Origin of the sequence: Micromonospora sp. DT47, from assembly GCF_049844475.1 — a bacterium.
In the GTDB taxonomy this organism is placed as follows: Bacteria; Actinomycetota; Actinomycetes; order Mycobacteriales; family Micromonosporaceae; genus Micromonospora.
The window spans coordinates 25,969-48,947 of the sequence record NZ_JBNCLC010000019.1 but is presented as its reverse complement, the minus strand read 5'-3'; the positions used below and the strand labels follow the sequence as shown (position 1 = coordinate 48,947).

At 74.5% G+C, this 22,979-nt stretch carries 22 protein-coding genes; 10 read left to right on the top strand and 12 right to left on the bottom strand.

Annotation, left to right across the window (positions count from 1 at the left end; all coding sequences use genetic code 11):
• Positions 1-159: 159 nt before the first annotated feature.
• On the bottom strand, positions 160-1,059 hold the full coding sequence (locus tag ACLQ2U_RS24205) for a Gfo/Idh/MocA family protein (protein WP_425753040.1): 900 nt from the start codon (positions 1,057-1,059) through the stop codon (positions 160-162).
• A gap of 213 nt (positions 1,060-1,272) precedes the next feature.
• On the opposite strand from ACLQ2U_RS24205, the gene ACLQ2U_RS24200 reads away from it, so the two are divergent.
• On the top strand, positions 1,273-1,668 hold the full coding sequence (locus ACLQ2U_RS24200) for a hypothetical protein (RefSeq protein WP_425753039.1): 396 nt from the start codon (positions 1,273-1,275) through the stop codon (positions 1,666-1,668).
• The gene (locus ACLQ2U_RS24195) at positions 1,661-2,077 is read left to right on the top strand and encodes a hypothetical protein (RefSeq protein WP_425753038.1); all 417 of its coding nucleotides are present in this window, start codon (positions 1,661-1,663) and stop codon (positions 2,075-2,077) included. The genes ACLQ2U_RS24200 and ACLQ2U_RS24195 overlap by 8 nt, the downstream gene beginning before the upstream one ends.
• 107 nt (positions 2,078-2,184) lie before the next feature.
• Here the strand turns inward: ACLQ2U_RS24195 and fabG are convergent, their stop codons facing one another.
• Complete coding sequence (gene fabG, locus ACLQ2U_RS24190; protein WP_425753037.1) at positions 2,185-2,943, bottom strand: 3-oxoacyl-ACP reductase FabG; 759 nt, start codon at positions 2,941-2,943, stop codon at positions 2,185-2,187.
• 162 nt (positions 2,944-3,105) lie between these two features.
• Entirely contained in the window at positions 3,106-4,758 is a 1,653-nt protein-coding gene (locus ACLQ2U_RS24185; protein WP_425753036.1) for an alpha-amylase family protein, read from the bottom strand.
• A 109-nt stretch (positions 4,759-4,867) separates the two neighbouring features.
• Between ACLQ2U_RS24185 and ACLQ2U_RS24180 the strand changes: the two genes are divergently transcribed.
• A complete protein-coding gene (locus ACLQ2U_RS24180) occupies positions 4,868-5,482 on the top strand; it encodes a DUF1349 domain-containing protein (protein WP_425753035.1) in 615 nt (204 codons plus the stop codon).
• A 149-nt stretch (positions 5,483-5,631) separates the two neighbouring features.
• Positions 5,632-6,303, top strand: a complete 672-nt coding sequence (locus ACLQ2U_RS24175; protein WP_425753034.1) for a DedA family protein — start codon at positions 5,632-5,634, stop codon at positions 6,301-6,303.
• A 146-nt stretch (positions 6,304-6,449) separates the two neighbouring features.
• Here the strand turns inward: ACLQ2U_RS24175 and ACLQ2U_RS24170 are convergent, their stop codons facing one another.
• The 5 genes from ACLQ2U_RS24170 to lysX all read right to left on the bottom strand — a co-directional run bounded on the left by ACLQ2U_RS24170 (position 6,450) and on the right by lysX (position 12,513).
• Positions 6,450-7,193 (bottom strand): YidC/Oxa1 family membrane protein insertase, encoded by a 744-nt coding sequence (locus ACLQ2U_RS24170; RefSeq protein WP_425753033.1) that lies wholly within the window; start codon positions 7,191-7,193, stop codon positions 6,450-6,452.
• 92 nt (positions 7,194-7,285) lie between these two features.
• The gene (locus tag ACLQ2U_RS24165) at positions 7,286-7,600 is read right to left on the bottom strand and encodes a DUF6412 domain-containing protein (protein ID WP_425753032.1); all 315 of its coding nucleotides are present in this window, start codon (positions 7,598-7,600) and stop codon (positions 7,286-7,288) included.
• 10 nt (positions 7,601-7,610) lie between these two features.
• Complete coding sequence (locus tag ACLQ2U_RS24160; RefSeq protein WP_425753031.1) at positions 7,611-8,459, bottom strand: alpha/beta fold hydrolase; 849 nt, start codon at positions 8,457-8,459, stop codon at positions 7,611-7,613.
• Entirely contained in the window at positions 8,456-9,157 is a 702-nt protein-coding gene (locus ACLQ2U_RS24155; RefSeq protein WP_425753030.1) for a DUF998 domain-containing protein, read from the bottom strand. Before ACLQ2U_RS24155 ends, ACLQ2U_RS24160 begins: the two co-directional genes overlap by 4 nt.
• The gene (lysX, locus tag ACLQ2U_RS24150; protein ID WP_425753029.1) at positions 9,154-12,513 is read right to left on the bottom strand and encodes a bifunctional lysylphosphatidylglycerol synthetase/lysine--tRNA ligase LysX; all 3,360 of its coding nucleotides are present in this window, start codon (positions 12,511-12,513) and stop codon (positions 9,154-9,156) included. Before lysX ends, ACLQ2U_RS24155 begins: the two co-directional genes overlap by 4 nt.
• 209 nt (positions 12,514-12,722) lie before the next feature.
• On the opposite strand from lysX, the gene ACLQ2U_RS24145 reads away from it, so the two are divergent.
• The 3 genes from ACLQ2U_RS24145 to ACLQ2U_RS24135 are packed head-to-tail and all read left to right on the top strand — an operon-like array spanning position 12,723 to position 16,157.
• A complete protein-coding gene (locus ACLQ2U_RS24145) occupies positions 12,723-13,871 on the top strand; it encodes a carboxylate-amine ligase (RefSeq protein WP_425753028.1) in 1,149 nt (382 codons plus the stop codon).
• A 24-nt stretch (positions 13,872-13,895) separates the two neighbouring features.
• Complete coding sequence (locus ACLQ2U_RS24140) at positions 13,896-15,278, top strand: FAD-dependent oxidoreductase (protein ID WP_425753027.1); 1,383 nt, start codon at positions 13,896-13,898, stop codon at positions 15,276-15,278.
• A 12-nt stretch (positions 15,279-15,290) separates the two neighbouring features.
• Positions 15,291-16,157 (top strand): aminoglycoside phosphotransferase family protein, encoded by an 867-nt coding sequence (locus ACLQ2U_RS24135; protein WP_425753026.1) that lies wholly within the window; start codon positions 15,291-15,293, stop codon positions 16,155-16,157.
• Between the two features lie 57 nt (positions 16,158-16,214).
• Here the strand turns inward: ACLQ2U_RS24135 and ACLQ2U_RS24130 are convergent, their stop codons facing one another.
• A complete protein-coding gene (locus ACLQ2U_RS24130) occupies positions 16,215-17,024 on the bottom strand; it encodes an Fpg/Nei family DNA glycosylase (RefSeq protein ID WP_425753025.1) in 810 nt (269 codons plus the stop codon).
• Between the two features lie 133 nt (positions 17,025-17,157).
• On the opposite strand from ACLQ2U_RS24130, the gene ACLQ2U_RS24125 reads away from it, so the two are divergent.
• From ACLQ2U_RS24125 to rocD, 3 genes are all read left to right on the top strand, one after another.
• Positions 17,158-17,898, top strand: a complete 741-nt coding sequence (locus tag ACLQ2U_RS24125) for a thrombospondin (RefSeq protein ID WP_425753024.1) — start codon at positions 17,158-17,160, stop codon at positions 17,896-17,898.
• Between the two features lie 330 nt (positions 17,899-18,228).
• Positions 18,229-19,044 (top strand): dimethylargininase, encoded by an 816-nt coding sequence (ddaH, locus tag ACLQ2U_RS24120; protein ID WP_425753102.1) that lies wholly within the window; start codon positions 18,229-18,231, stop codon positions 19,042-19,044.
• Entirely contained in the window at positions 19,041-20,255 is a 1,215-nt protein-coding gene (rocD, locus tag ACLQ2U_RS24115) for an ornithine--oxo-acid transaminase (RefSeq protein WP_425753023.1), read from the top strand. Before ddaH ends, rocD begins: the two co-directional genes overlap by 4 nt.
• A gap of 78 nt (positions 20,256-20,333) precedes the next feature.
• Here the strand turns inward: rocD and ACLQ2U_RS24110 are convergent, their stop codons facing one another.
• The 3 genes from ACLQ2U_RS24110 to ACLQ2U_RS24100 form a co-directional block, all read right to left on the bottom strand.
• Positions 20,334-21,485, bottom strand: coding sequence for an FHA domain-containing protein (locus ACLQ2U_RS24110; RefSeq protein WP_425753022.1), 1,152 nt, complete (start codon positions 21,483-21,485; stop codon positions 20,334-20,336).
• The gene (locus ACLQ2U_RS24105; RefSeq protein WP_425753021.1) at positions 21,482-21,775 is read right to left on the bottom strand and encodes a 4a-hydroxytetrahydrobiopterin dehydratase; all 294 of its coding nucleotides are present in this window, start codon (positions 21,773-21,775) and stop codon (positions 21,482-21,484) included. The genes ACLQ2U_RS24110 and ACLQ2U_RS24105 overlap by 4 nt, the downstream gene beginning before the upstream one ends.
• A 118-nt stretch (positions 21,776-21,893) precedes the next feature.
• On the bottom strand, positions 21,894-22,946 hold the full coding sequence (locus ACLQ2U_RS24100) for a fatty acid desaturase family protein (protein WP_425753020.1): 1,053 nt from the start codon (positions 22,944-22,946) through the stop codon (positions 21,894-21,896).
• Between the last annotated feature and the right edge of the window lie 33 nt (positions 22,947-22,979).

The following is a 22,979-nucleotide window of genomic DNA, read 5'->3' as shown; positions in this document are numbered from 1 at the left end:
AGGGCCGGACGCCGGACTCGCGGGCGGGCCACCAGCAGCGGGCCCCACGCGGCCGGCGTGACGGCCGCGTCGATCAGGGCGTGCGTGAACATGCCGGCCAGGCTAGTGGGGCACCGGTCGCCCCGCGACGGCTTTTCGGGGTGACGGGACGGCGCAGGATCAAATGTCGACGGTGCGGCCCTCGGTGCGGGCGGTCTCGGCGGCGGCCAGCACGGCCACCACCTCCCGGCCGAAGCGCACGTCGCAGCGGTGGTCCCGGGTGCCGGCCTCGACCTCCTCCAGCAGCTGGTCGATCGCCGTGCCGAAGGCGGCGAGGGGGTCGCCGTCACCGGGCGGGACGGTCTCCGTGCCGTTCTCGCCGAAGAAGACGAAGTCGCGGGTCATCGCCTCGCGCGGCGCGTCCAGGGTGAGCGACAGTGAGCTGGTGGCGCCCCCGTCGTGGGTGAGCAGCAGGTGGACCAGGCCGCTCGGCCCGTCCATCGCGGCCACCCGGTTCACCCGGCCGAGCACCGGCAGGATGAGCGACAGGGCGTGCGGGCCGATGTCCCACAACGCGCCCCGGTCCCGCCGCCACTGCGATGCTCCGTACGGGCTGCCGGGCTGGTAGATGGAGGCGAACATGGTCGCCCGCGCGTGCTGCCAGCCGCCGGCCGCGGCGGTGGCGGCAAGGAACCCGGTGATGTTGGGGTGGTACCGCTGGGTGAAGAAGACCACCGAGGCGACCCCGGACGCCTCGGCGGCGGCGACCACCCGGTCGGCGTCGGCGAGGCTGAGCGCCAGCGGCTTGTCCAGCAGCAGGTGCCGGCCGGCGGTGGCGGCCCGGACGGCGATGTCGGCCTGCACGTCCGGCGGCAGCGCGACGGCGATCGCGTCGCAGGCGTCCAGCAGCGCGTCGACGTCGCCGAAGACCGGCACCCCGTGCCGGGCGGCCAGCTCGGCGGCCCGCTCCGGGTTGCGTCCCCAGACCCCGACCAGCTCGGCGCGCGGGTGCGCGTCGAGCGCGGCGGCGTGCGTCTCCGCCGCCCAGTGACCGGTGCCGAACAAGCCGAACCGCAGCACGAGTACCCCCGCTGTCGTCGTGGGCCACGGCGACGCCGTGGCCGTGATCCACGCTAGTCTCCCACCCGCGTCCGCGCAGGCGACGTGGCCGGGCCAGCGCGGAGAGCGCCGGCCGGCCGGGACGCGACGCGCGCCGACGGACCGGGACGGCGGCTAGTACTACGACGGTTAGTAGGCTGTGCCGGTGACCGACACTCCGTTCGGATGCCCTCGATGACCAGCGCGGCCACGGCCGGCTCGCCGGTGGACGGGCTCCTCCCGACGGCAGCGATCGTGCTGTCGCTCGTACTCGCGCTCTGGGCCCTGGTGGCCGCGGTGCGCCACCGGCCGCCGGACCGGCTCCAGTTCGTCGGCCTGGCCGTGCTGGAGGTCGCGCTCCTCGCGCTGGCCGTGGTGGCGCTGGTCGCGCTCGGCGTCGGCGAGCGGCCGGGCGAGCCCGGCGCGTTCTTCGGCTACCTGGTGACGCTGGTCTGCCTGCCGCCGCTGGCCTGGGTGCTGGCCCGGATGGAGCCGACCCGCTGGGGTTCGGCGATCGTCTGCGCGGTCTGCCTGGTCACCCCGGTGGTCGTGGTGCGGCTCCAGCAGACCTGGGAGGTCCTGGGTGGTTGAGGCCAGGGCGCCCGAACGCGCCACCAACAAGGGGCCGGGCCGGCTGCTGATCGCGGTCTACCTGCTCTTCGCGATCGCCGCCACCTCGCGGGCCGGGCTGCAGATCGCCACGAAGTTCGACGAGGCGCCGGTGGCCTACCTGCTCTCCGCGCTGGCCGCGGTGATCTACATCGTGGCCGCGGTGGGGCTGGCCCGGGCCGGTCACACCGGCCGGCGGGTCGCCCTGGCCTGCTGCTCGGTCGAGCTGGTCGGGGTGGTCGCGGTCGGCATCCTCAGCCTGGCCGACAAGGAGCTCTTCCCGGACGAGACGGTCTGGTCGCAGTTCGGCAGCGGCTACGGCTACATCCCCCTGGTCCTACCGATCCTGGGCCTCCTCTGGCTCTGGCGCACCCGCAACGACCCCACCTGACCCGTCGCGAGCGCGAGCACTTTCAGAGAAAGAGTGGCCATGGAACGCGGAATGGCCACTCCTTCTCTAAAAGAGTGGCCATTCGTGGCGCGGGACGCGGCGCGCGGTCAGTCCTTCGGGCCTCCGGCGACGTAGATGACCTGGCCGGAGACGAACGACGCCCCCTCGCTCACCAGGAACGAGATGGTGTGCGCGACGTCGTCCGGCCGGCCGGGGCGGCGGACCGGGATCTCGGCGGCGGCGTGCTTCTGCAGGTCGTCGAAGTCGACCTTCATCCGGGCGGCGGTGGCGGCGGTCATGTCGGTGACGATGAAGCCGGGCGCCACCGCGTTGACCGTCACGCCGAACGGGCCCAGCTCGATGGCGAGGGTCTTGGTGAGGCCCTGCAGGCCGGCCTTGGCCGCCGAGTAGTTCGCCTGGCCCCGGTTGCCCAGCGCCGAGGTGCTGGAGAGGTTGACGATCCGGCCCCACTTCCGCTCGACCATGTGCTTCTGCGCGGCCTGGCTGAACAGGAACGCGCCCCGCAGGTGCACGCCCATGACCGTGTCCCAGTCGGCGTCGGTCATCTTGAACAGCAGGTTGTCGCGGAGCACGCCGGCGTTGTTGACCAGCACGGTCGGCGCGCCCAGCTCGGCGGCGACCCGCTCGACGGCGGCCTCCACCTGGGTCCGGTCGGAGACGTCGGCGCCGACCCCTAGGGCCCGGCCGCCGCCGGCGGCGATCGCGTCCACCGTCTCCTTGGTCGCCGACTCCTCGATGTCGACCACGGAGACGGCCATGCCGTCGGCGGCCAGCCGGCGGGCGGTGGCCGCGCCGATGCCGCGCGCGGCTCCGGTCACGATGGCGACGCGGGGCTCCTCCGACATGATTACCTCCCGGTAACTTGTGGCTCGATCGAAGGAGCTTAACCCAGGGGTACGCCCACCGGACCGCCCCTCGCACCGGCGCGACCGACGCCGGATGCGGGATGTCGCGGTGTCCCGGGCACCGGACACCGCGACATGCCGCGAAGCGTGTGGATCAGCCCGTCAGACGGCCGCGCCCCGGCAGAGCCGGATCCAGCGGTAGCCGTAGCCGGCCAGCTTGAGGCTGTCCAGCTTGCCGACCTCGGCGTAGCCGCGGTCGGTGAGGACGTCCGTCGGCAGGTCCGCCTCGGCGGCGAGCGAACTCAGGTCCACCTCGACGTCCTCGGTGCCCAGGTTGTGCAGGAAGACCATGGTCCCGGTGGGCCCGTCCGCCCGGTGCGCCAGCACCCCGGCCGGCATCGGCACGTCGATGTGCTTCGTCGAGCCGGACCCGATCTCCGGCGCCTCGCGCAGCGTACGGATCATCCGCTCGAACCAGGCCAGCAGCGACTTCGTGTCGCCGCGCTGGCGGGTCACGTTGACCTGCTGGTAGCCGAAGTCACCCTTGTCGATCACCGGTCGGACCAGCTTCTCCGGGTCCGCCGTGGAGAAGCCGGCGTTCTCCTTGTACGACCACTGCATCGGGGTACGGATCGCCTGCCGGCCGGGCAGCGACAGGTCCTCGCCCATGCCGATCTCCTCGCCGTAGCGCAGCACCGGCGTGCCGCGCAGCGAGAACTGCAGCGCGTACGCCAGCTCGATGCGGCGCCGGTCGTTGCCGAGCATCGGGGCGAGCCGGCGGCGGATGCCCCGGTCGTAGATCCGCATGTCCTGGTCCGGGCCGAACTGCGCGTACACCTGGTTGCGCTGCTCGGCGGTGAGCCGGGACAGGTCGATCTCGTCGTGGTTGCGCAGGAAGGTGGCCCACTGCCCGCCGACCGGCAGGGCCGGGGTGTCGCGCAGGGCCTCGATCACCGACTCCGGGTCCTGCCGGGCCAGCGCCAGCATGAGCCGGCCGTTGAGCATGAAGTCGAAGAGCATGTGGATCCGGTTGCCGGAGCCGCCGCTGTCGCCGAAGTAGGTGGGCAGCTGGTCCGGCTCGACGTTCGCCTCGGCCAGCAGGACGGCGTCGCCGCGGCGCCACTGCACGTGCTGGCGCATCTCGGTGATGAACTCGAAGTCCTTCGGGGAGTTCGGGTTGCCCGGCTCGGTCAGCTCGATGATGAACGGCACCGCGTCCATCCGGAACCCGGAGACGCCGAGCTGGAGCCAGAACGACATGATCTTCTTGACCTCGGCGCGGACCGCCGGGTTCGCGAAGTTCAGGTCCGGTTGGTACTCGTAGAACCGGTGGTAGAACCAGGCCTTCGCGGTCCGGTCGTAGCTCCACGTGTCGTCCTGCTCGCCCGGGAAGACCATCCCCTGGTGGCGGTCGTCCGGCTCGTGGTCGGACCAGACGAACCAGTCCCGGTACGGCGAGTCCGGCGAGGATCGGGCGGACTGGAACCACGGGTGCTCGTCCGAGGTGTGGTTGACCACCAGGTCGATGATCACCCGGATGCCCCGGTTCTGCGCCTGGTGCAGCAGCTCGGCGAAGTCGCCGAGGGTGCCGAAGCGGGGGTCCACGTTGTAGAAGTCGGTGACGTCGTAGCCGTCGTCCCGGTTGGGCGACGGGTGGATCGGGTGCAGCCAGAGACAGGTGACGCCGAGTCGCGCCAGGTAGTCGAGCCGGCCGATCAGCCCTCTGATGTCACCGACCCCGTCGCCGTCGGAGTCCGCGTACGTGTCGATGTCGAGGCAGTAGACGACCGCCTCGGAGTACCACCTGTCACCCATGCCGGCTTTATGTCTCCGATCGACCGCTCCGGCAAACACGCGGGACGGCCCCGGGTCGGCGTTCACGTCGCCGCTGGGGTGGCGCGCACGGCGGCGGTACCGTGCCGGCATGGCTGAGCAGGCGGCGCAGGCGGCGCGGGACGTGGACTGGGATTCCGGTGAGTGGCTGCACGCGCCGGTCCGGGTCGAGCGGACCGGCGAGGGTCACCTGCTGGTGGAGCCGGGCGCCGAGAGCGACTACTGGCGGCACACCAGCTACGGGTTCGTCCACGACGACGGCCCGGCGCTGCTCGCGCCGCTGCCCGGCGGCAGCGCGGTCGAGGTGAGCTTCCGGCTGGACTACGGCGCGCAGTTCGACCAGGCCGGCGTGCTGGTCCGGGTGGACGAGCGGAACTGGGTCAAGGCCGGGGTGGAGGTCAGCGACGGGTCCCCGCAGCTCGGCGCGGTGGTGACCCGGGAGGTCTCCGACTGGTCGGTGGCCCCGGTGCCGGAGTGGGCGGGGCGGGAGGTCACCGTGCGGGTCAGCCGGGACGGCGACGCGCTGACCGTGCGGGCCCGGGTGGACGGGGAGGCGTGGCGGCTGGTCCGGCTCGCCCCGCTCGGGCCGGACGCCGCGGCGCTCGCCGGCCCGTTCTGCTGCTCGCCGACCCGGGGCGGGCTGACCGTGCGGTTCACCGGCTGGCGGCAGGGCCCGGCCGACCGGGAGTTGCATCCGGAGGGCTGAGCGCGCGGCACCGGGTGGGCGGCCTGTCCCGGAACGGGCCGGGCGCCGCGGGCTGAGCGGACGGTCAGTGGGCCGGGTCACCGGCAGGTGTGAGGGCTGGCAGCGGGGGTACCACCTCAGTCTCCCCGACAGCCCTCGGAAGGACGCCCATGGCACTCGCCCAGAACGTCGACCCGAACCAGTTCAGCGGGCTGACCGGTTGGGTGGCCGGCATCATCGACTCCCTCGGTGCCGTCGGGGTGGCCCTGCTGGTGGCCCTGGAGAGCATCATCCCGCCGATCCCCAGCGAGATCGTGCTGGCCATGGCCGGTTACCTCGCCGCGGAGGGCCGGTTCAACGTCGTCCTGATCGTGCTCGCCGCCACGGCCGGCTCGCTGCTCGGCGCCCTGGTGCTCTACTGGCTCGGCGCCGCGCTCGGCGAGGAGCGGCTGAAGCGCTGGCTGGACCACGTCCCCCTGGTTGACCGGGACGACCTGGAGAAGGCCGACCGCTGGTTCGAGCGGCACGGCCGGTGGGCGGTGCTGATCGGCCGGGTGGTCCCGGTGGTCCGCAGCCTGGTCTCCGTACCGGCCGGGGCGAACCGGATGCCGCTGGGCGAGTTCGTCCTGCTGACCACGCTGGGCAGCGGGGTGTGGAACTCGCTGATCATCGGCCTGGGCTTCGCCCTCGGCTCCCGCTGGCAGCAGGTGGAGCAGTACAGCAACTGGTTCAACTACGCGATCTTCGCCGTCTTCGGGATCATGGTCGTCAGCTGGGGCGGCAAGAAGATCCGGAAGCGCCGCGCGCGGCGCGACCGGGAGTCGGTGACCGCCGGTCGCTGATCACGCGGGGCCGCCGCCGCCCGGCGTACCGGCGGCGACGGCCCGTGCCGGTCAGGGCAGGGTGGCCAGGTGTGGCTTCACGGTTGACGGGGAAGGGGCTCCTCCCGCCCGTCGACGCGGCGAGAAGAGGCCCCGGTAGACCCGACTCAGCGCCGTACGCCGATGTCTGCCGGCCGGGGCCGGCGCAGCACCAACTGCTCCAGCGCCGTCCACCCGGTGGTGGTGACCAGGTAGAGCACCGCCGCCAGCGGCACCACCAGCGCGACCAGCACGGTGGTGAAGGGCAGCAGCGGGATCAGCCGGCCCAGGGTGGCCGCCCCGGGTCCCTCGGTCGGCGCGCCGGCCACCGTCCCGGTCGCCGCCGCCTGCCGGGCCCGCCGGGACTGCAACCAGGCCAGGCCCAGCAGCGCCGCGAGCAGCACCCCGAAGACCAGCACCACCGGGCCGGAGAGCCCGTCGCCGAGGTGCCAGCCCAGCGGCACCCCGGCCAGCCGCTCGTCGAGCAGCCCGGAACCGCCCTCGCCGGTGGCGAAGAGGCGGTACATGACCAGGAAGAACGGCGCCTGGAGCAGCGCCGGCAGGCAGCCGGCGACCGGATTGGCGCCGGCCCGCCGGTAGAGCCCGAACAGTTCGGACTGCAACCGGGCCGGGTCGTCGGCGTACCTCCGCTGCAGCTCGCGGACCTCGGGCGCGAGCGCCGCGCGGCGCCGCTCCCCGCGGACCTGGGCCAGGGTGAGCGGTGAGATCAGCAGACGGACGGCGACGGTGAACAGGACGATCGCGACGGCGGTGGCGGCCCCTCCCGAGAGCGGGGTGAGCGCGTCGGAGAGCCAGCTGACGGCGGCGCCGGCGGCGCCGACCGCGTCGTGCACGGGTGAGAAGGCGAGCATGGGTGAACCCCTCGGTCCGGTTCCGGATGTCCCACCGGGTCGCCCCGGTGGGACGGATGACGACGGAACCGGCCGGGCGGCGGGGCGCGGGGTCAGCCCGCGAGCGGCCGCCACCCGACCGGGAGGCACCACCCCGGCGCGCGCGGGCGCGGCCGGCCCGCCGCGTCCGGGTCGACCTGACGGGGCACCCGACGGGCCCGGGCCCGGGCTCGCAGGCCGGTGGCCCGCCGGCCGGTCCGGGGCGCACCGGCCCCGGCCACCCCGGCGCGCACCGCGAGGAGCGCCGCGAGCAGCAGCGCGGCCACCACGGCCGCGCCGGCGAGGAGTTCGGCCGGGCGCTCGCCGAGCAGCGTCAACCCGGTGAGCGTGTACGCCCACAGACCCGTCACCACCAGCGGACCCGGCACGGGGACCAGGCTAGGACCCGCTGTCACGCCCGACGGCCGCAACGGCGGCGGCCACCACCTCCGGACGGTCCCGGTGCACCAGGTGCCGGGCGTCCCGCAGCACCTCCTGCCGACCCGCCGGGAAGCTCGCGGCGAGCCGCGCGTGCCCGGCCCGCCACGCCGCCCGTCCGGAGGCCGTGGCCACGTCGCCGAGGGCGGTCAGCACCACCACCGGCACCGCCGGCGGGGCGGTACGCCGGCGCAGGGCCACCAGCTCCGCGGCCATCGCCGGGTACGCCAGCCACTCCACCAGCACCCGGACCAGCACCGCCCCCGAGCGGTACGGCACCGCCCGGGCCGGATCGGGCGGCAGCACGCTCATCCGGCGGACCGCCCGGGTCCACGCCCACGGGCCCAGGCGGCGGGCCAGCCCGACCCGGTCGAGGGCGGCGCCGAGGGCCGGCGCCCCGGCGGCGACGAGACGGGCCGCCCGTGCCGCGCCCCACGCCGGGCCCGGCACCTCGACCAGGCTCGGATCGACCAGCACCAGGCCGGCGAGCCGCCCCCGGTGGCATCGCGCGTACGCCTCGGCGGGCAGCGCCGCCGCCGAGTGCGCCACCAGCACCGGCCTCCCCAGCTCCTCGACCAGCGGAGCGATCCGAGCCACCTCCCCGGCCAGCGTCGGCACCCGCCCGTCGTCCGGTACGACCCCCAGCCCGGGCCGGTCGAGCAGCGCCACCCGGTGCCGGCCGGCGAGCAACGGGACGAGGGCGGCCCAGGTGCCGGCGCCCTCCCCCATCCCCGCGCAGAGCAGCACGGCCGGGCCGGGTCCGCCGGTGCCGCCGCCCAGGCCGGCAGGCCCGCCCGAAGGGCCGTTCAACCGGACCCGCCCGGGGCGTCCGTCGTCGGCCGCGGCCGGTCGCGGCGCGGCGCGCGGCTGCCCGGTCGGGCGGCGACCGCGGCGGCGAGCAGCAACCAGCCGGAAAGGCCCACCAGCTGGACCCGCTGCCAGGCCCCGAGAGTGGCGTCCGGGTCGATGGTCTCGACCAGCGTGACCACCGTGCCGGCCAGCAGGACCACCGCCACCGCGATCCCCCACCGCCGCCACGCCGGCGTGCGGAGCACGGCCAGGATCGCGATCAGGGAGACCACGCCGCCGGCCACCGCCAGCGACGAGGTGACCGAGTGCGCCTCGTGCCGCCAGGAGAGGCCGCCCAGCCCCTCCAGCCGGGCGCACTGCGCGTCGGTCGACGGGGAACAGTCCATCGGGGTCACCCCGCCGTCCAGCGCGGTGGCCGCCCCGAAGAACACCAACCCGAGCCAGGCCACCCGGGGCGCGCCCCGGGAGGTCACCGCCAGCAGCGCCCCGACGACCACCGCGACCACCCCGGTCAGCACGTCACCCAGCCCGAAGACCAGGTGCCACGGCTGGTCCCGGGCGGCCAGCTCGCTGGCGTACCCGTGGGTGAGGCCGAGCGCCGGGTTCAGCAGCGGGCCGAGCAGCCAGGAACAGTAGAGCACCGCCGCCAGCGCGAGCGCCGCCGCCGGCAGCGCCCGGGCCGGCCGGGACGGGCTCACGAGGACTCGCGGACCAGCGGGAACGGCAGCGTCTCCCGGATCGACCGGCCGGTCAGCAGCATCACCAGCCGGTCCACGCCCAGACCCAGGCCACCGGTCGGCGGCATCGCGTACTCCAGCGCGGTGAGGAAGTCCTCGTCCAGCTCCATCGCCTCCGGGTCGCCGCCGGCCGCCTTCAGCGACTGCGCGGTCAGCCGGCGCCGCTGCTCGGTCGGGTCCACCAGCTCCGTGTACGCGGTGCCCAGCTCCATCCCGAACGCCACCAGGTCCCACCGCTCCGCCAGCCGTGGGTCGTCCCGGTGCTGCCGGGTCAGCGGCGAGACGTCGGTCGGGAAGTCCAGGTAGAACGTGGGCACCTCGGTCCGCGCCTCGACCAGCCGCTCGTAGAGCTCCAGCAGCACCGCGCCGCGCTCCCAGCGCGGGTCGTACGACACCCCGGCCGTGTCACAGAGCTTGCGCAGCGTAGCCAGCTCGGTGTCGGCGGTGACCTCCTCGCCGAGCGCGGCGGAGACCGCCTCGTTGACCGTCCGCACCGGCCACCGGCCGCCGATGTCCACCGGCTCCCCGGTGCCGGGACGGCGGGCCAGCGGCGCGCCGTGTACCGCCACCGCCGCCGCGACGATCAACTCCCGGGCCAGCTCCCGCATGTCGTGGTAGTCGGCGTACGCCTGATACGCCTCCAGCACGGTGAACTCCGGGTTGTGGCTGTAGTCGACGCCCTCGTTGCGGAACGCCCGACCCAGCTCGTACACCCGCTCGACCCCGCCCACGGCGAGCCGCTTCAGATAGAGCTCGGGCGCGATCCGCAGGTGCAGCCGCAGGTCGTAGGCGTTGCTGTGGGTGACGAACGGGCGGGCGTTGGCCCCGCCGTGCACGCGCTGCAGGATCGGGGTCTCCACCTCGAGGAAGTCCCGGGCGACCAGGGACTGCCGCAGGCTGTGCAGGGCGGCGCCGCGGGCCCGCAGCAGGTCCCGCGCCTCGGTGCTGGTGGCCAGGTCGAGGTAGCGCTGCCGGACCCGGGCCTCCGGGTCGGCCAGCCCGCGGTGCTTGTCCGGCAGTGGGCGCAGGCATTTGGCGGTCAGCCGCCAGTCCGCCACCCGCACCGACACCTCGCCGCGCTTCGTGGCGTACACCTCGCCGGTCGCGCCGACGTGGTCGCCGATGTCCACGGCGCCCCGCCACCGGTCCAGGTCGTGCTCCAGCACCAGTTGCAGGTCGCCGCTGCCGTCCCGGACGGTGGCGAAGCAGATCCCGCCGAAGTCGCGGACCAGCAGCACCCGGCCGGCCACCGCAACGGTCTCCCCCGTCCCGCTGTCCGGCGCCAGCCCGGCGTGCCGGGCGCGCACCGCCGCGCAGCTGTCGGTACGCGGGTAGCCCACCGGGTACGGGTCGACTCCCTCGGCGCGCAGCCGGTCCAGCTTGGCCAGGCGTACCCGGACCTGCTCCGGCCGGTGCTCCGCGGCCCGCTCGGGGGTGACCGCGTGCACCGCGCCGGCGTCCGGCGGGACGAAGTCCACCCCTCCGCCAGCGCGCGGCACCCCGTGCAGCGGCGCGGGACGGCCACCGGGCAGGGCGAGGAAGCCCTCGGCGACCGCCGCGGCGAGACCCACCCGGGCGAGTTCCCGGCGCTCCCCGAAGCAGAGGTAGCGGGGCGTCCAGTGCGGCTGATACTTGGCGTTGGACAGGTACAGCGACTCCAGCTGCCACCAGCGGGAGAAGAAGAGCAGGGCGTGCCGCCAGAGCCGGATGATCGGGCCGGCGCCGATCCGGGCGCCCTGCTCGAAGACCGAGCGGAAGACCGCGAAGTTCAGCGACACCCGCTCGACGTCGAGCCGGGACGCGGCGCCCAGCAGCGCCACGACCATGAACTCGGTGACTCCGTTGTCGGCGGTCCGGTCGCGGCGCATCAGGTCCAGCGACAGCCCGTCGGCGCCCCACGGGCTCAGCGACAGCAGCGCGCGCACCCGGCCCGTGCCGTCGTGCGCCTCGACCAGCACGCAGTCGCCGTCGGCCGGGTCGCCGAGCCGGCCCAGAGCCATCGAGAAGCCCCGCTCGTGCTCGGTGTCCCGCCAACTGGTGGCCAGGCCGGCGAGGGTGGCCAGTTCCTCCGCCGGGATCTCGGCGTGCCGGCGGACCCGGGCGGTGTAGCCGGCTCGCTCGACCCGGTGCACGGCCTGGCGTACCGGGCGCATGTCCCGCCCGTCCAGGTCGAACTCCCGGGCCAGCAGGATCGCTTCGTCGCCCAGTTGCAGCACCTTGAGCCCGTGTCGGTGGTGGGCCCGCGCGCCGGCTTCGCTCGCGCCCATCACCGCCGGCGTCCAGGCGTACTCCCGGGCCTGGTCGAGCCAGGCCTCGATGGCCGGCCCCCAGGCCTCCGGGTCGCCCACCGGGTCCCCGCTGGCCAGGCTCACCCCGTTGACCACCCGGTAGGTGATCGCGGCCTTGCCGCTGGCCGAGAAGATCGCCGCCTTGTCCCGACGGGTGGCGAAGTAGCCGAGCGAGTCCCGCCCGCCGTGCCGGGCCAGCAGCGAGCGGATCCGTTGCTCCTCCTCCGGGTGCAGCACGGCGGCGGCCCGCTGCGAGCGGAGCAGGGTGAACAGCCCGGCCAGGATGGCCGCCGCGCCCATCGCGCCGAGCAGCAGGTTGACCCAGCCGGGGGCCTGCCCCTGCCGGGTGACGTCCAGGGTGATCGCGCCGCCGAAGACCTTCTCGATGGCGTACCCGAGCCGGTCCAGCCAGGTCCGCAGGGTGCCCGGGACCGCGGTGAGCAGCAGGTAGCCGACGCCGACCGCGGCCGCCGCCAGCCCGAAGAAGACCGCCAGCGCCCGGCGGGTGCTGCCGCTGCGGACCCGGGCGTAGAACTCCCGCCGGGCGGCCAGCAGCAGGGCCAGCGCGCCGGCGGCGAAGCCGGTGCCGACCCAGACGCCGACCGTCTCGACCATGTTGAAGATCCGCTGCCCGGCGTCGTCGGTGAGCCGCTCCGCACCGATCGCCACCAGCAGCAGGCCAGCCAGCGCGCCGACCACCAGGCTGAGCGTGAAGTAGACGACCAGCACCCAGTAGGCCAACCGCTTGCGACGCAGCACCGCCGAGGCGAGGATGCCGATGAAGACCGCGTACGCCAGGTTGGCCGGTGCCGGCAGCAGCAGCGTGTCGATGGTGGTGCGGACCGGCTGGATGTCGGAGCGGACCGCGCTGCTCAGCGCGGCCAGCGCGCAGACCGCGGCGATCGCCCAGAGCATCGTGGCGAAGATCCGGGGGACCTGACGCCGCCAGTCCCGGCCGGACGGCCCGGCGCCGCCGTCACGGCGGGTGGCCGGCGTCGTCACAGAGTGCGGCGCGGTCGTCGGGGTCACCTGGCCTCCCTCGCGTCCTGTCCCCGGCGCCCGGCAGCGCCTCGGTGCCGGTCACCGGCGGGAGTGCCGGGGCGGCACCGTCGGCGGACCGGGCCATCGTAAGCATCCGCCGGTGTGTTCCGGGTGTCGCGTTTCCCCCGTCGGACACTGTGGGTAATTGACCGGTCGACACCGCGGCGGATCCGCCGCGACCGGCACGGATCGGGACGGTGATGGCGATGTCCGGGGGCGTGGCGGCGCGGGCGCAGACCCCGGCGAAGGCCGGTACCGACCTGCGCACGGTCGGGGTGGAGGAGGAGTTCCTGCTCGTCGACCCGCACACCGGGGCCGCGGTGCCCGCCGTCGACCTGGTGATGGAGCAGGTGCCGGCCGAGCTGCGCGGCCAGGTGGAGCGGGAGTTCCAGACCAGCCAGATCGAGATCGGCAGCCCGCCCGGGCTGGAGCTGAGCTCGATCCGGCACTCGCTGGGCGTGCTGCGCGCCGCGCTGGCCGACGCCGCCGAGCGGGCCGGCGTACGGCTGCTCGCCATCGGCACCGGCCCGGCGGACGGCCCGGTCCCGCCAGTGGTCGACAAGCCCCGCTTCGACCGGATGATCGAACGGTTCCGGCTGCTGGTGCCCGGCCCCGGCAACAACGGCATGCACGTGCACGTCGGCGTCCCCGCCCCGGAGACCGGCGTCCAGGTGCTCAACCACGTCCGGCCCTGGCTGCCCGTGCTGCACGCGGCGACCACCAACTCCCCCTTCGCCCGGGGCGAGGAGACCGGCTACGCCAGTTGGCGCTCCGTCGAGTGGGAACACTGGCCGTCGGTGTCGCCCACCCCCTGGCTGGAGTCGTACGAGCACTACGAGCGGCTGATCCGGCAGCTGATCGCCAGCGGCGTGATGCTCGACGAGGGGATGCTCTACTGGTACGCCCGGCTGTCGGCGAAGTACCCCACGGTGGAGATCCGGATCGGCGACGTCTGCCCCACGGTGGATGACACCGTGCTGGTGGCGGCCCTGGTGCGGGCCCTGGTGGCGACCGCGATGACCGACATCGCCGAGGGCCGTCCGGCGGTGAACACCGACCACCACCTGCTGGTCGCCGCGCACTGGCGGGCCGCCCACGACGGGCTGGAGGGCGAGGGCGTCGACCTGTCCAACGGCGAGCTGCGGCCGGCCTGGGAGCTGCTGGACCGGCTGGTCGACCGGGTCCGGCCGGCCCTGGCGGAGCACGGCGACCTCGACGAGGTGACCGGTCTGCTGGGTGGGCTGCGCCGGCACGGCACCGGGGCCGCCCGGCAGCGGGCCGTCCACGCCCGGACCGGCCGGCTGGAGGACGTGGTCGCCGACGTCGCGCGGCAGACCCGTGGCTGATCTTTCCGTGGAAGACTGGGCACCGTGACGCAACGGCTGATCGTCATCGGCGGGGACGCCGCCGGAATGGCGACGGCCTCCCAGGCCCGTCGCCGGCGCGGCCGCGACGACCTGGAGATCGTCGCCTTCGAGCGGGGGCACTTCACGTCGTACTCGGCGTGCGGCATCCCGTACTGGATCAGCGGGGTGGTGCCGGAGCGGGACGCGCTGATCGCCCGCGACTCGGCCACCTTCCGCGACGACTTCGCCATCGACGTGCGGCTGCGCACCGAGGTCACCGGCATCGACCTGGAGCGCCGCGAGGTGGTCGCCCGCCAGCTCGACGGCGGCGGCGAGGTCCGCGAGCGGTTCGACACCCTGGTGTACGCCACCGGCGCGGTGCCGGTGCGGCCGGAGTGGGCGACCGGCGGCGTCGACGGCATCTTCGGCATCCAGACCCTCGACGACGGGGCCGCGCTGCGCGCCTGGCTGGACGGCGAGCCGACCCCGCGCCGCGCGGTGGTGGTCGGCGGCGGCTACGTCGGCGTCGAGATGGCCGAGGCGCTGATCGAACGCGGGCTGGCGGTCACCCTGATCGAGCAGGCCGTGCAGCCGATGTCCACCGTGGACCCGGAAATGGCCGCGCTGGCCGCCACGGCGATGCGCGGGCTGGGCATCGAGATCCGTACCGACACCGAGGTGACCGGCGTCCAGGAGCGGGACGGCCGGGTGTCCGCGGTGACCACGGCCGACGGGCCGGTGCCGGCCGACGTCGTGGTCCTGGGCCTGGGGGTACGCCCCAACACCGTGCTCGCCAAGGCCGCCGGACTCCCCCTCGGCTCCAGCGGCGGGGTACGGGTGGACCGGCGGATGCGGGTGGCCGGGATGCCGGACGTCTGGGCGGCCGGCGACTGCGTGGAGACCCTGCACCGGGTCAGCGGCCTGCCGGTGCACATCGCGCTCGGCACCCACGCCAACAAGCAGGGCCGGGTGGCCGGGATCAACATCGGCGGCGGGTACGCCACCTTCCCCGGCGTGATCGGCACCGCCGTGACCAAGGTCTGCGACCTGGAGGTGGGGCGGACCGGCCTGCGGGAGCGGGACGCGGCGGCCGCCGGCTTCGAGTTCGTCTCGGTGGTCGCCGAGTCCACCAGCCGGGCCGGCTACTACCCGGGTGCCCGCCCGATGACCATCAAGCTGATCGCCGAGCGTCCCACCGGTCGGCTGCTGGGCGCGCAGATCGTCGGCGGCTCCGAGGCGGCGAAGCGGATCGACGCGCTCGCGGTGGCGCTGTGGAACGAGATGACCGTGGACGAGATGACCGCGCTCGACCTGGGCTACGCCCCGCCGTACGCGCCGGTCTGGGATCCGGTGCTGATCGCCGCCCGCAAGGCCGTCGACGCCCTCGCCGACTCCGGCCGCCGCTGACCCGCTGGCCGGGTGGAGATTCCGGAGGGATTGTCGTGGGTGCGGCGGGTGCCGGCCGGACGGGAGTGGCTGGCCGTGCTGCCCCGGTGGCGCGACGAGTGCGCCGCGCGCTGGGAGCTGCGGCTCGGCCCGCCCTTCGGGTACGCCTTCGCGTCGCTGGCGATGCCCGCCGAGCTGCCCGACGGCACCCCGGCGGTGCTGAAGTTGCAGTACCCGGAACCGGACAGCCTTCACGAGCCGGACGCGCTGGCGCACTGGGACGGTGGCGGGGTGGTCCTGCTGCTCGCCCACGACCCGCGACGACGGGCGCTGCTGGTGGAGCGGTGCGTACCCGGCTCCCCGCTGCACCACATCGCCCCCGAGGAGGCGCTGGACGTGGTCGCCGGGCTGCTGCCCCGGCTGTGGCGAACGGCCGGCGCGCCGTTCACCCCGCTCGCCGAGGAGGCCGCCGGCTGGATGGAGCGGCTGCCGGCGAAGTGGGAGCGGGCCGGCCGGCCGTACGAGCGGCGGCTGCTCGACGCGGCGCTCGGCCGGCTCGCCGAACTGGTCGACAGCCAGGGCGAACAGGTGCTGGTCAACCAGGACCTGCACGCCGGCAACGTGCTGCGGGCCACCCGGGAGCCGTGGCTGGTGATCGACCCGAAACCGCTGGTCGGCGAGCGGGAGTTCGCCGTGGCGCCGATCGTGCGCGGCGCCCAGCTGGGACACTCGCCGGCGGCGGTACGACGCCGGCTGGACCGGATCACGGGTGCGCTGGGGCTGGACCGGGAGCGGGTGCTCGGCTGGACGATCGGGCAGACGCTGGCCTGGAGCCTCGACGGGGACACCGTCTTCACCAACCAGGTCGAGGTGGTCCGCTGGCTGGTCGAGGGCCGATGAGCACCGTGCCGACCGGCGAGGCCGCGGGCAACGGCGGCGGGCGCCGCCGGGGCGGGGTCAGCCGTGCTGGCAGGTGGGGCACCAGTAGAGGTTGCGGCCGGCCAGCTCGCCGCGGCTGACCGCGCCCCCGCAGGCGTGGCAGGCGGCGCCGGGGCGGCGGTAGACGTACACCTCGCCGCCGTGCCGGTCGACCCGGGCGGCACGGCCCATCGCCTCGGGCAGGTGGGCGTCGCGCACGGTGTCGATCCGGCCGCGCGTCACCGCCAGGGTCATCAGCTCGACCAGGTCGGCCCAGAGCGCGTCCCAGCCGGCCCGGGTCAGCTCCCGTCCGGGCAGGGTCGGCGGCAGCCCGGCCCGGAACAGCGCCTCGGTGACGAAGATCAGCCCGGTGCCGGCCACCACCGACTGGTCCAGCAGCAGCGCGGCGAGCGGGGTGGGGCTGCGCCGGATCCGGGCGTACGCCCGCTCGGGGTCGGCGTCGGCGCGCAGCGGGTCCGGGCCGAGCCGGCCGTGCAGCGCCGCCACCTCGGGCGGGGTGAGCAGCTCGCAGGCGGTGGGGCCGCGCAGGTCGAGCCAGTGCCGGTCGCTGGTCAGCCGCAGCCGGACCTGGCCGACCGGCGCCGGCGGCTCCCCCGCGCCGTCGGTGAACCTGCCGTACAGGCCGAGGTGGATGTGCAGGGTGAGCTCGTCGGCGTAGTGGTGCAGCAGGTGCTTGCCGTACGCCTCGGTGCGGTCGAGGACGGTGCCGGAGAGCCGGGCGGCGCCGTCGGCGAAGCGGCCCTGCGGGCTGGTGGCGGTCACCTTGTCGCCGGCGAAGAGCTCGGCGTGCCGGGCCGCCAGGCGGTGGATGGTGTGTCCCTCTGGCACCGGTCAACGGTAGCCGGGCGCGCCGGGACGCTGAGTGTGGCCGATCACCGGACGGGGTAACTGTCCATTGTTACCCCGCGTGGCAGCCACCGACCCTTTCGAGGCCTCCACGCATAGACGAGGAGGTGTTGTGATGAACATTCCTTCACTGTCGCGTCGCCGGACCGAGCCGGCGCAGGACAGCAACGGCGACGGACGGATCGACGGGCGCGACGAGCAGCCGGTGGTGACCGGCCGGGACGCCGACCGGGCGACGTACCGCAGCAACGCGGCGGCCACCGACGGCGAGCGCGACGCCGACGCGGAGCGCCGGGCCGCGCTGGCCCGCTCCGCCACCGCGCGGTCCGCCGACGACACGCTGCGCGGACCGTCCGGCCGGGTCGCCCCGATCGACGACGAGCCGCGTACGCCGGTACGGCCGGTCGCGGCGGTCGACGACGACACCGTACGGACCGGCGAGGAGGGGACGGTCGACCTGGACCGGGCCGCCAAACGGGCGGCGGACCCCGCCGACGCCGTGAAGGCCCCGACGCCGGTGGTCGCCGGCCCGAAGCCGCGGGCCAGCCTGCTGGCCACCCTCGGCCTGATCGTCGCGGTGGCGGGCGCGCTGTTCGTCCTCACCGGCACGCTGGCCGGGTACGGCATCGGCCTCGGCGCGGTCGGCGCGGTGCTCTCCGTGCTCGGCCTGATGGCGACCCGGCGCCGGCACATCGCCGGCAAGACCGACGCGCTGATCGGCGTGCTGGTCGGCCTGGCCGCGGTGGTGCTGGGCGTCGTCGCGATGACCGGCCAGTTCGACTGGCCGACCACCGACGGCGACTGGGTGGCCCGGTTCCGCGAGTGGCTCGACTCACAGTTTGTCGACCGGTTCTGACGGGCATCTTCCTGCCCGCCGGCGGTGCGCCGGCGACGCCCGACCAGCCTGGTGGTTCACCAGCCGGGCACGCACTCTCTCGGCGGCGGCGGCTTCGCCGCCCCCGAAGCGCATCCGGGGCCGTCCCCTCCAGCGGAGGTGGCGGCCCCGTCGCTGTGAGCGTCAACGCAACGAATCACCGCTCGGCCGTCGGCAGACGCAACGATCCATCGGCGTACGCAAGCCTTGGCGGTGGATGTCGTCGACCGGGCCGCATACCGTTGACCAACGGCGCCAGCCCGTCGGCCGAGGTGGCCGGGCGCGCCCGACCCCCAGGAGCAGGACATGACGATGGACGCCACCAGCCAGCGCTTCCTGATGTGCCGGCCGACGTACTTCGCCGTCGACTACGCGATCAACCCGTGGATGGACCCAACCGCGCCGGTCGACGCCGACCTCGCCATCCGGCAGTGGGAGCAGCTGCGCCAGACCTACCTGGAGCTGGGCCACGAGGTCGAGCTGATCGACCCGGTCGCCGGCCTGCCGGACATGGTCTTCGCCGCCAACGGCGGCACGGTGATCGACGGCAGGGCGATGGCGGTGCAGTTCCGCGACCCGCAGCGCGCCGACGAGGCCCCCGCCTACCGCGCCTGGTTCGAGGCCGCCGGCTTCGAGATGTACGACCCGAAGCACGTCAACGAGGGCGAGGGTGACGTCCTGCTGGTCGGTGACCACCTGCTCGCCGGCACCGGCTTCCGCACCGCGCACGCCTCGCACGCCCAGCTGCAGGAGGTCTTCGGCTACCCGGTGATCACGATGCAGCTGGTGGACCCGCGCTTCTACCACCTGGACACCGCGCTCACTGTGCTGGACGAGCGGACCGTGGCGTACCTGCCGGAGGCGTTCTCCCCCGGCAGCCAGGCGGTGCTGCGCCGGCTCTTCCCGGACGCGGTGCACGCCACCATGGCCGACGCCGAGGTGCTGGGCCTCAACGCGGTCAGCGACGGTAGGAATGTGGTGCTGCCGGCGCAGGCGACCGAGCTGGCCGCCAAGCTGCGGGACCGGGGTTACCAGACCATCGGGATCGACCTGTCCGAGCTGCGCAAGGCCGGCGGCGGACCGAAGTGCTGCACGTTGCGACTCCGTCAGGGAAAGGCGACCAAGTGATCGAGGACATGTTGCGGACTCCGGACGCGGTACGGGACGCGGAGCGGTACACCGCGCACAACTACCACCCGCTGCCGGTGGTGATCTCCTCCGCCGAGGGCGCCTGGCTGACGGACGTGGATGGCCGTCGCTACCTGGACTGCCTCGCCGGCTACTCGGCGCTGAACTTCGGCCACCGGCACCCGAAGCTGATCGACGCCGCGCACGCGCAGCTCGACAAGCTGACCCTCACCAGCCGGGCGTTCATCCACGACCAGTTCGCCGACTTCTGCCGGGAGCTGGCCGAGCTCTGCGGCAAGGACCTGGTCCTGCCGATGAACACCGGCGCCGAGGCGGTGGAGACCGGCATCAAGGTGGCCCGCAAGTGGGGCTACCAGGTCAAGGGCGTCACGCCGGGCCAGGCGAACATCGTGGTGGCCGAGGGCAACTTCCACGGCCGGACGACCACCATCGTCAGCTTCTCCACCGACGAGGACGCCCGCGCCGACTTCGGGCCGTACACCCCGGGCTTCACGATCGTCCCCTACGGCGACCTGGCGGCGCTGGCCGACGCGATCGACGAGAACACCGTCGCCGTGCTGCTCGAGCCGATCCAGGGCGAGCAGGGCGTCGTGGTGCCGCCGGAGGACTACCTGCCGGGCGTCCGCCGGGTCTGCACCGAGCGCAACGTGCTCTTCATCGCCGACGAGATCCAGTCCGGCCTGGGCCGGACCGGCGCCACCTTCGCCTGCGAGCACGAGGGCGTCGTGCCGGACATGTACCTGCTGGGCAAGGCGCTCGGCGGCGGCATCGTGCCGGTCTCGGCGGTCGCCGCGAACGCCGACGTGCTGGGTGTGCTGAAGCCGGGCCAGCACGGCTCGACCTTCGGCGGCAACCCGCTGGCCTGCGCGGTCGCCACCGAGGTGGTCCGGCTGCTGGCCACCGGCGAGTTCCAGCGCCGCTCCGCCGAGCTGGGCGCCCGGCTGCACGCCGGCCTGCAGTCGCTGATCGGCAAGGGTCTGGTCGCCGTCCGGGGTCGGGGCCTCTGGGCCGGCCTGGACATCGACCCGGCGCTGATGAGCGGCCGGGAGGCCTGCGAGCGGCTGGCCGAGCGCGGGGTGCTCGCCAAGGACACCCACGGCTCGACGATCCGGCTGGCCCCGCCGCTGGTGATCACCGAAGAGGAGATCGACCACGCGGTGGCCCAGCTCGCCGCCGTGCTGGCCGGCTGACCTCCGTACCCGGAAGGCGGGCGTCGGGACCACGGTCCCGGCGCCCGCCTTCGTCTGCCCCGCCCGCGACGGCAGCGGTCAGGCGCGGGGCAGGCGCATCGTCATCGTGGGCGCCTCGGCCATCACCGAGGTGGGGGTGAAGGGCGCGCCGGTCGGCAGCTCGCCGGCCCGGCCGACCTGGACGCCGGGATAGAGCTCGACCATGTCCGCGCCGGCCAGCACCCGGGACTGGTGGGGGGTGAGCGGGATCCGGTCCGACTCGGTCATCGAGCCGTTCGGCCGGATGCCGGAGCCGTTGGTGCTGGTGTCGGTCACGATGACCTCGCCGACCCGCAGCTCGAAGCGGACGTGGCCGCGGCTGATCCACCGGCGGGCCTCGTCGTTGAGCCACTGGCCGAGCACGATCCCGCCGCTCTGCTCGGGCGCCCGCCCGACCACCACCGGCTGCTCCTCGGTCAGCACGAACCGGCGCCGGATCAGTCCGCCGATGCGGACCGCGAGCACCTCGGTACGCGGCCGCGGGCCGGCGTCGCCGAGGCGGGCACCGTGCCGGGGACAGGTCGGCACGCCGTTGCGCAGCGCGGGCGGCGGCTGGCCGGCCGGAGCGCGCTCCACCCGGGCCAGGTCGGCGAAGGCACCGCCGCCCCCGCCGCCGCCGAAGAGCGCGCAGCCCGGCTCCGGGCAGCGCCACTGCCGGGCCAGCAGCTTCACGCCGACCGGTGAGCGATCCCCCTCGACCGGGGTGTGCCCGCCGCCGACGTGCGCGACGAAGACCGGCCCGCCGGCCCCCGGCACCGGGGCGAGGAGCCGGCCCGGCTGCTCCACCAGCCACGGGAACCGGCCGCGCAGGCCGTCGAAGCGGACCCGGCTGAGCACCGGCAGCCCGAGCAGGTCGGCCACCTCCAGCATCCGGTCGCCCGGGTTGTCGAGCACCTCGACCAGGCCGTCGTCGGCCCACCGCCGGACCACCATCCGCTCGTTGGAGGTGAGGTCGGCGTCGGAGAGCAGGGCCCGGTGCACGACGGCGTAGACCGGGACGCTGTCCTCCTCCAGCTCGCTGGAGAGGGCGTCGATCACCATGCCGAGGCGGAGCAGGCTGGCCGGCCGGCCACCGTCGAGGTCCTGGTAGCGGATCACCTCGGCGAGGTCGAGGACGGCCCGGGCCAGGGACGGATCGGTGCAGACCCGCCCCTCGATGGCGTCCAGCACCTTGCTGATCTCGAATCTCATCGGGCGCTCCGGACGATCTCGTCGATCCGACGGGCCAGGTCGAAGTCACGGTGGGTGACCCCGCCGGCCGAATGGGTCACGCAGCGGAAGGTCAGGGTCCGCCAGCGGATGTCGATGTCGGGGTGGTGGTCGAGCTCCTCGGCCACCACCGCCACCCGGTCCACCACGCCGACGGCGTCGGGGAAACTGCCGAGCTGCACGGTACGACTGATGCCGGTCGGGTCGCCCGACCAGTCCGTCAACCCGCCCAGCTCTTCTCGCACCGCCTCCGCGGTGAGCAGGTCTGCCATGACACGACCCTACCGGTGCCCCGGTCAGCGGGCCTGACGCGCCACCGGCGGCGAGGGTCCGGTCACGGAACGGGACGGGGTGGCACCGCTCGGTGCCGCCCCGTCCCGGGTACCGGGGTCACCGGGCGCGCAGCGGCCGCCCGACCTCGTGCAGGTGGCCCAGCGCCATCCGGTACGACTCGACCAGCTCGGTCTCGGCGTACCCGATCCCCCGCTCGGCGCAGTACGCCCGCACGATCGGCCGGGCCCGGCGCAGGTTCCCCCGGGGCATGTTGGGGAAGAGGTGGTGCTCGATCTGGTGGTTGAGGCCGCCGAGCGCGAGGTCCACCCACCGGCCGCCCCGGACGTTGCGCGCGGTGAGCACCTGCTTACGCAGGTAGTCCAGGTCGTCGTCGGCGGTCGGCATCGGCATGCCCTTGTGGTTCGGGGCGAACGCGCAACCCATGTAGAGCCCAAAGAGAGCCTGGTGGATGGCGGCGAAGGCGAGCGCCTTGACCGGGGACATCACGGCGAGCAGCAGCGCCAGGTAGCCGACGCCGTGCGCGGCGAGCAGCACCGCCTCGACGGCCCGGTGCCGGACCGGCGTCCGCCAGCGGCCGTCCGGCTCCCGGCCGACCAGCGCCCGCACGCTGGCCACGTGCAGGCTCAGCCCCTCCAGCAGCAGCATCGGGAAGAACAGCCACGCCTGCCGCCGGGCCAGCCAGCGCCCGACGCCCCGGGTCGCCGCCGCCTGCTCGTACGTCCAGACCAGGGCACCGGCCCCGACGTCCGGATCCTCGTCCTCGTGGTTGGGGTTGGCGTGGTGCCGGTTGTGCTTGTCCACCCACCAGCCGTAGCTGATCCCGACCGCCAGGTTGCCGGCGAGCAGGCCGGCCAGCTCGCTCGGGCCGCGACGGCGGAACATCTGCCGGTGCCCCGCGTCGTGGCCGAGGAAGGCCACCTGGGTGGTGGCGACCGCCAATACCACCGCCAGCAGCAACTGCGCCCACGAGTCGCCGACCACCAGCACCGCGGCCCAGCCCGCCAGGAACAGCGCCGTCGTGAGCGCGATCCGGGCGGCGTACCGGCCCGGCCGCCGGTGCAGCAGTCCCGCCGCACTGATCCGCCGGGACAACACCGCGTAGTCGCTGCCGCGTTGCGCCGGCCGGTCAGCCAACGTCGAAGCCGTCATCTGAGCCCCTATCTTGGTGGGCCGCGCCCCAAC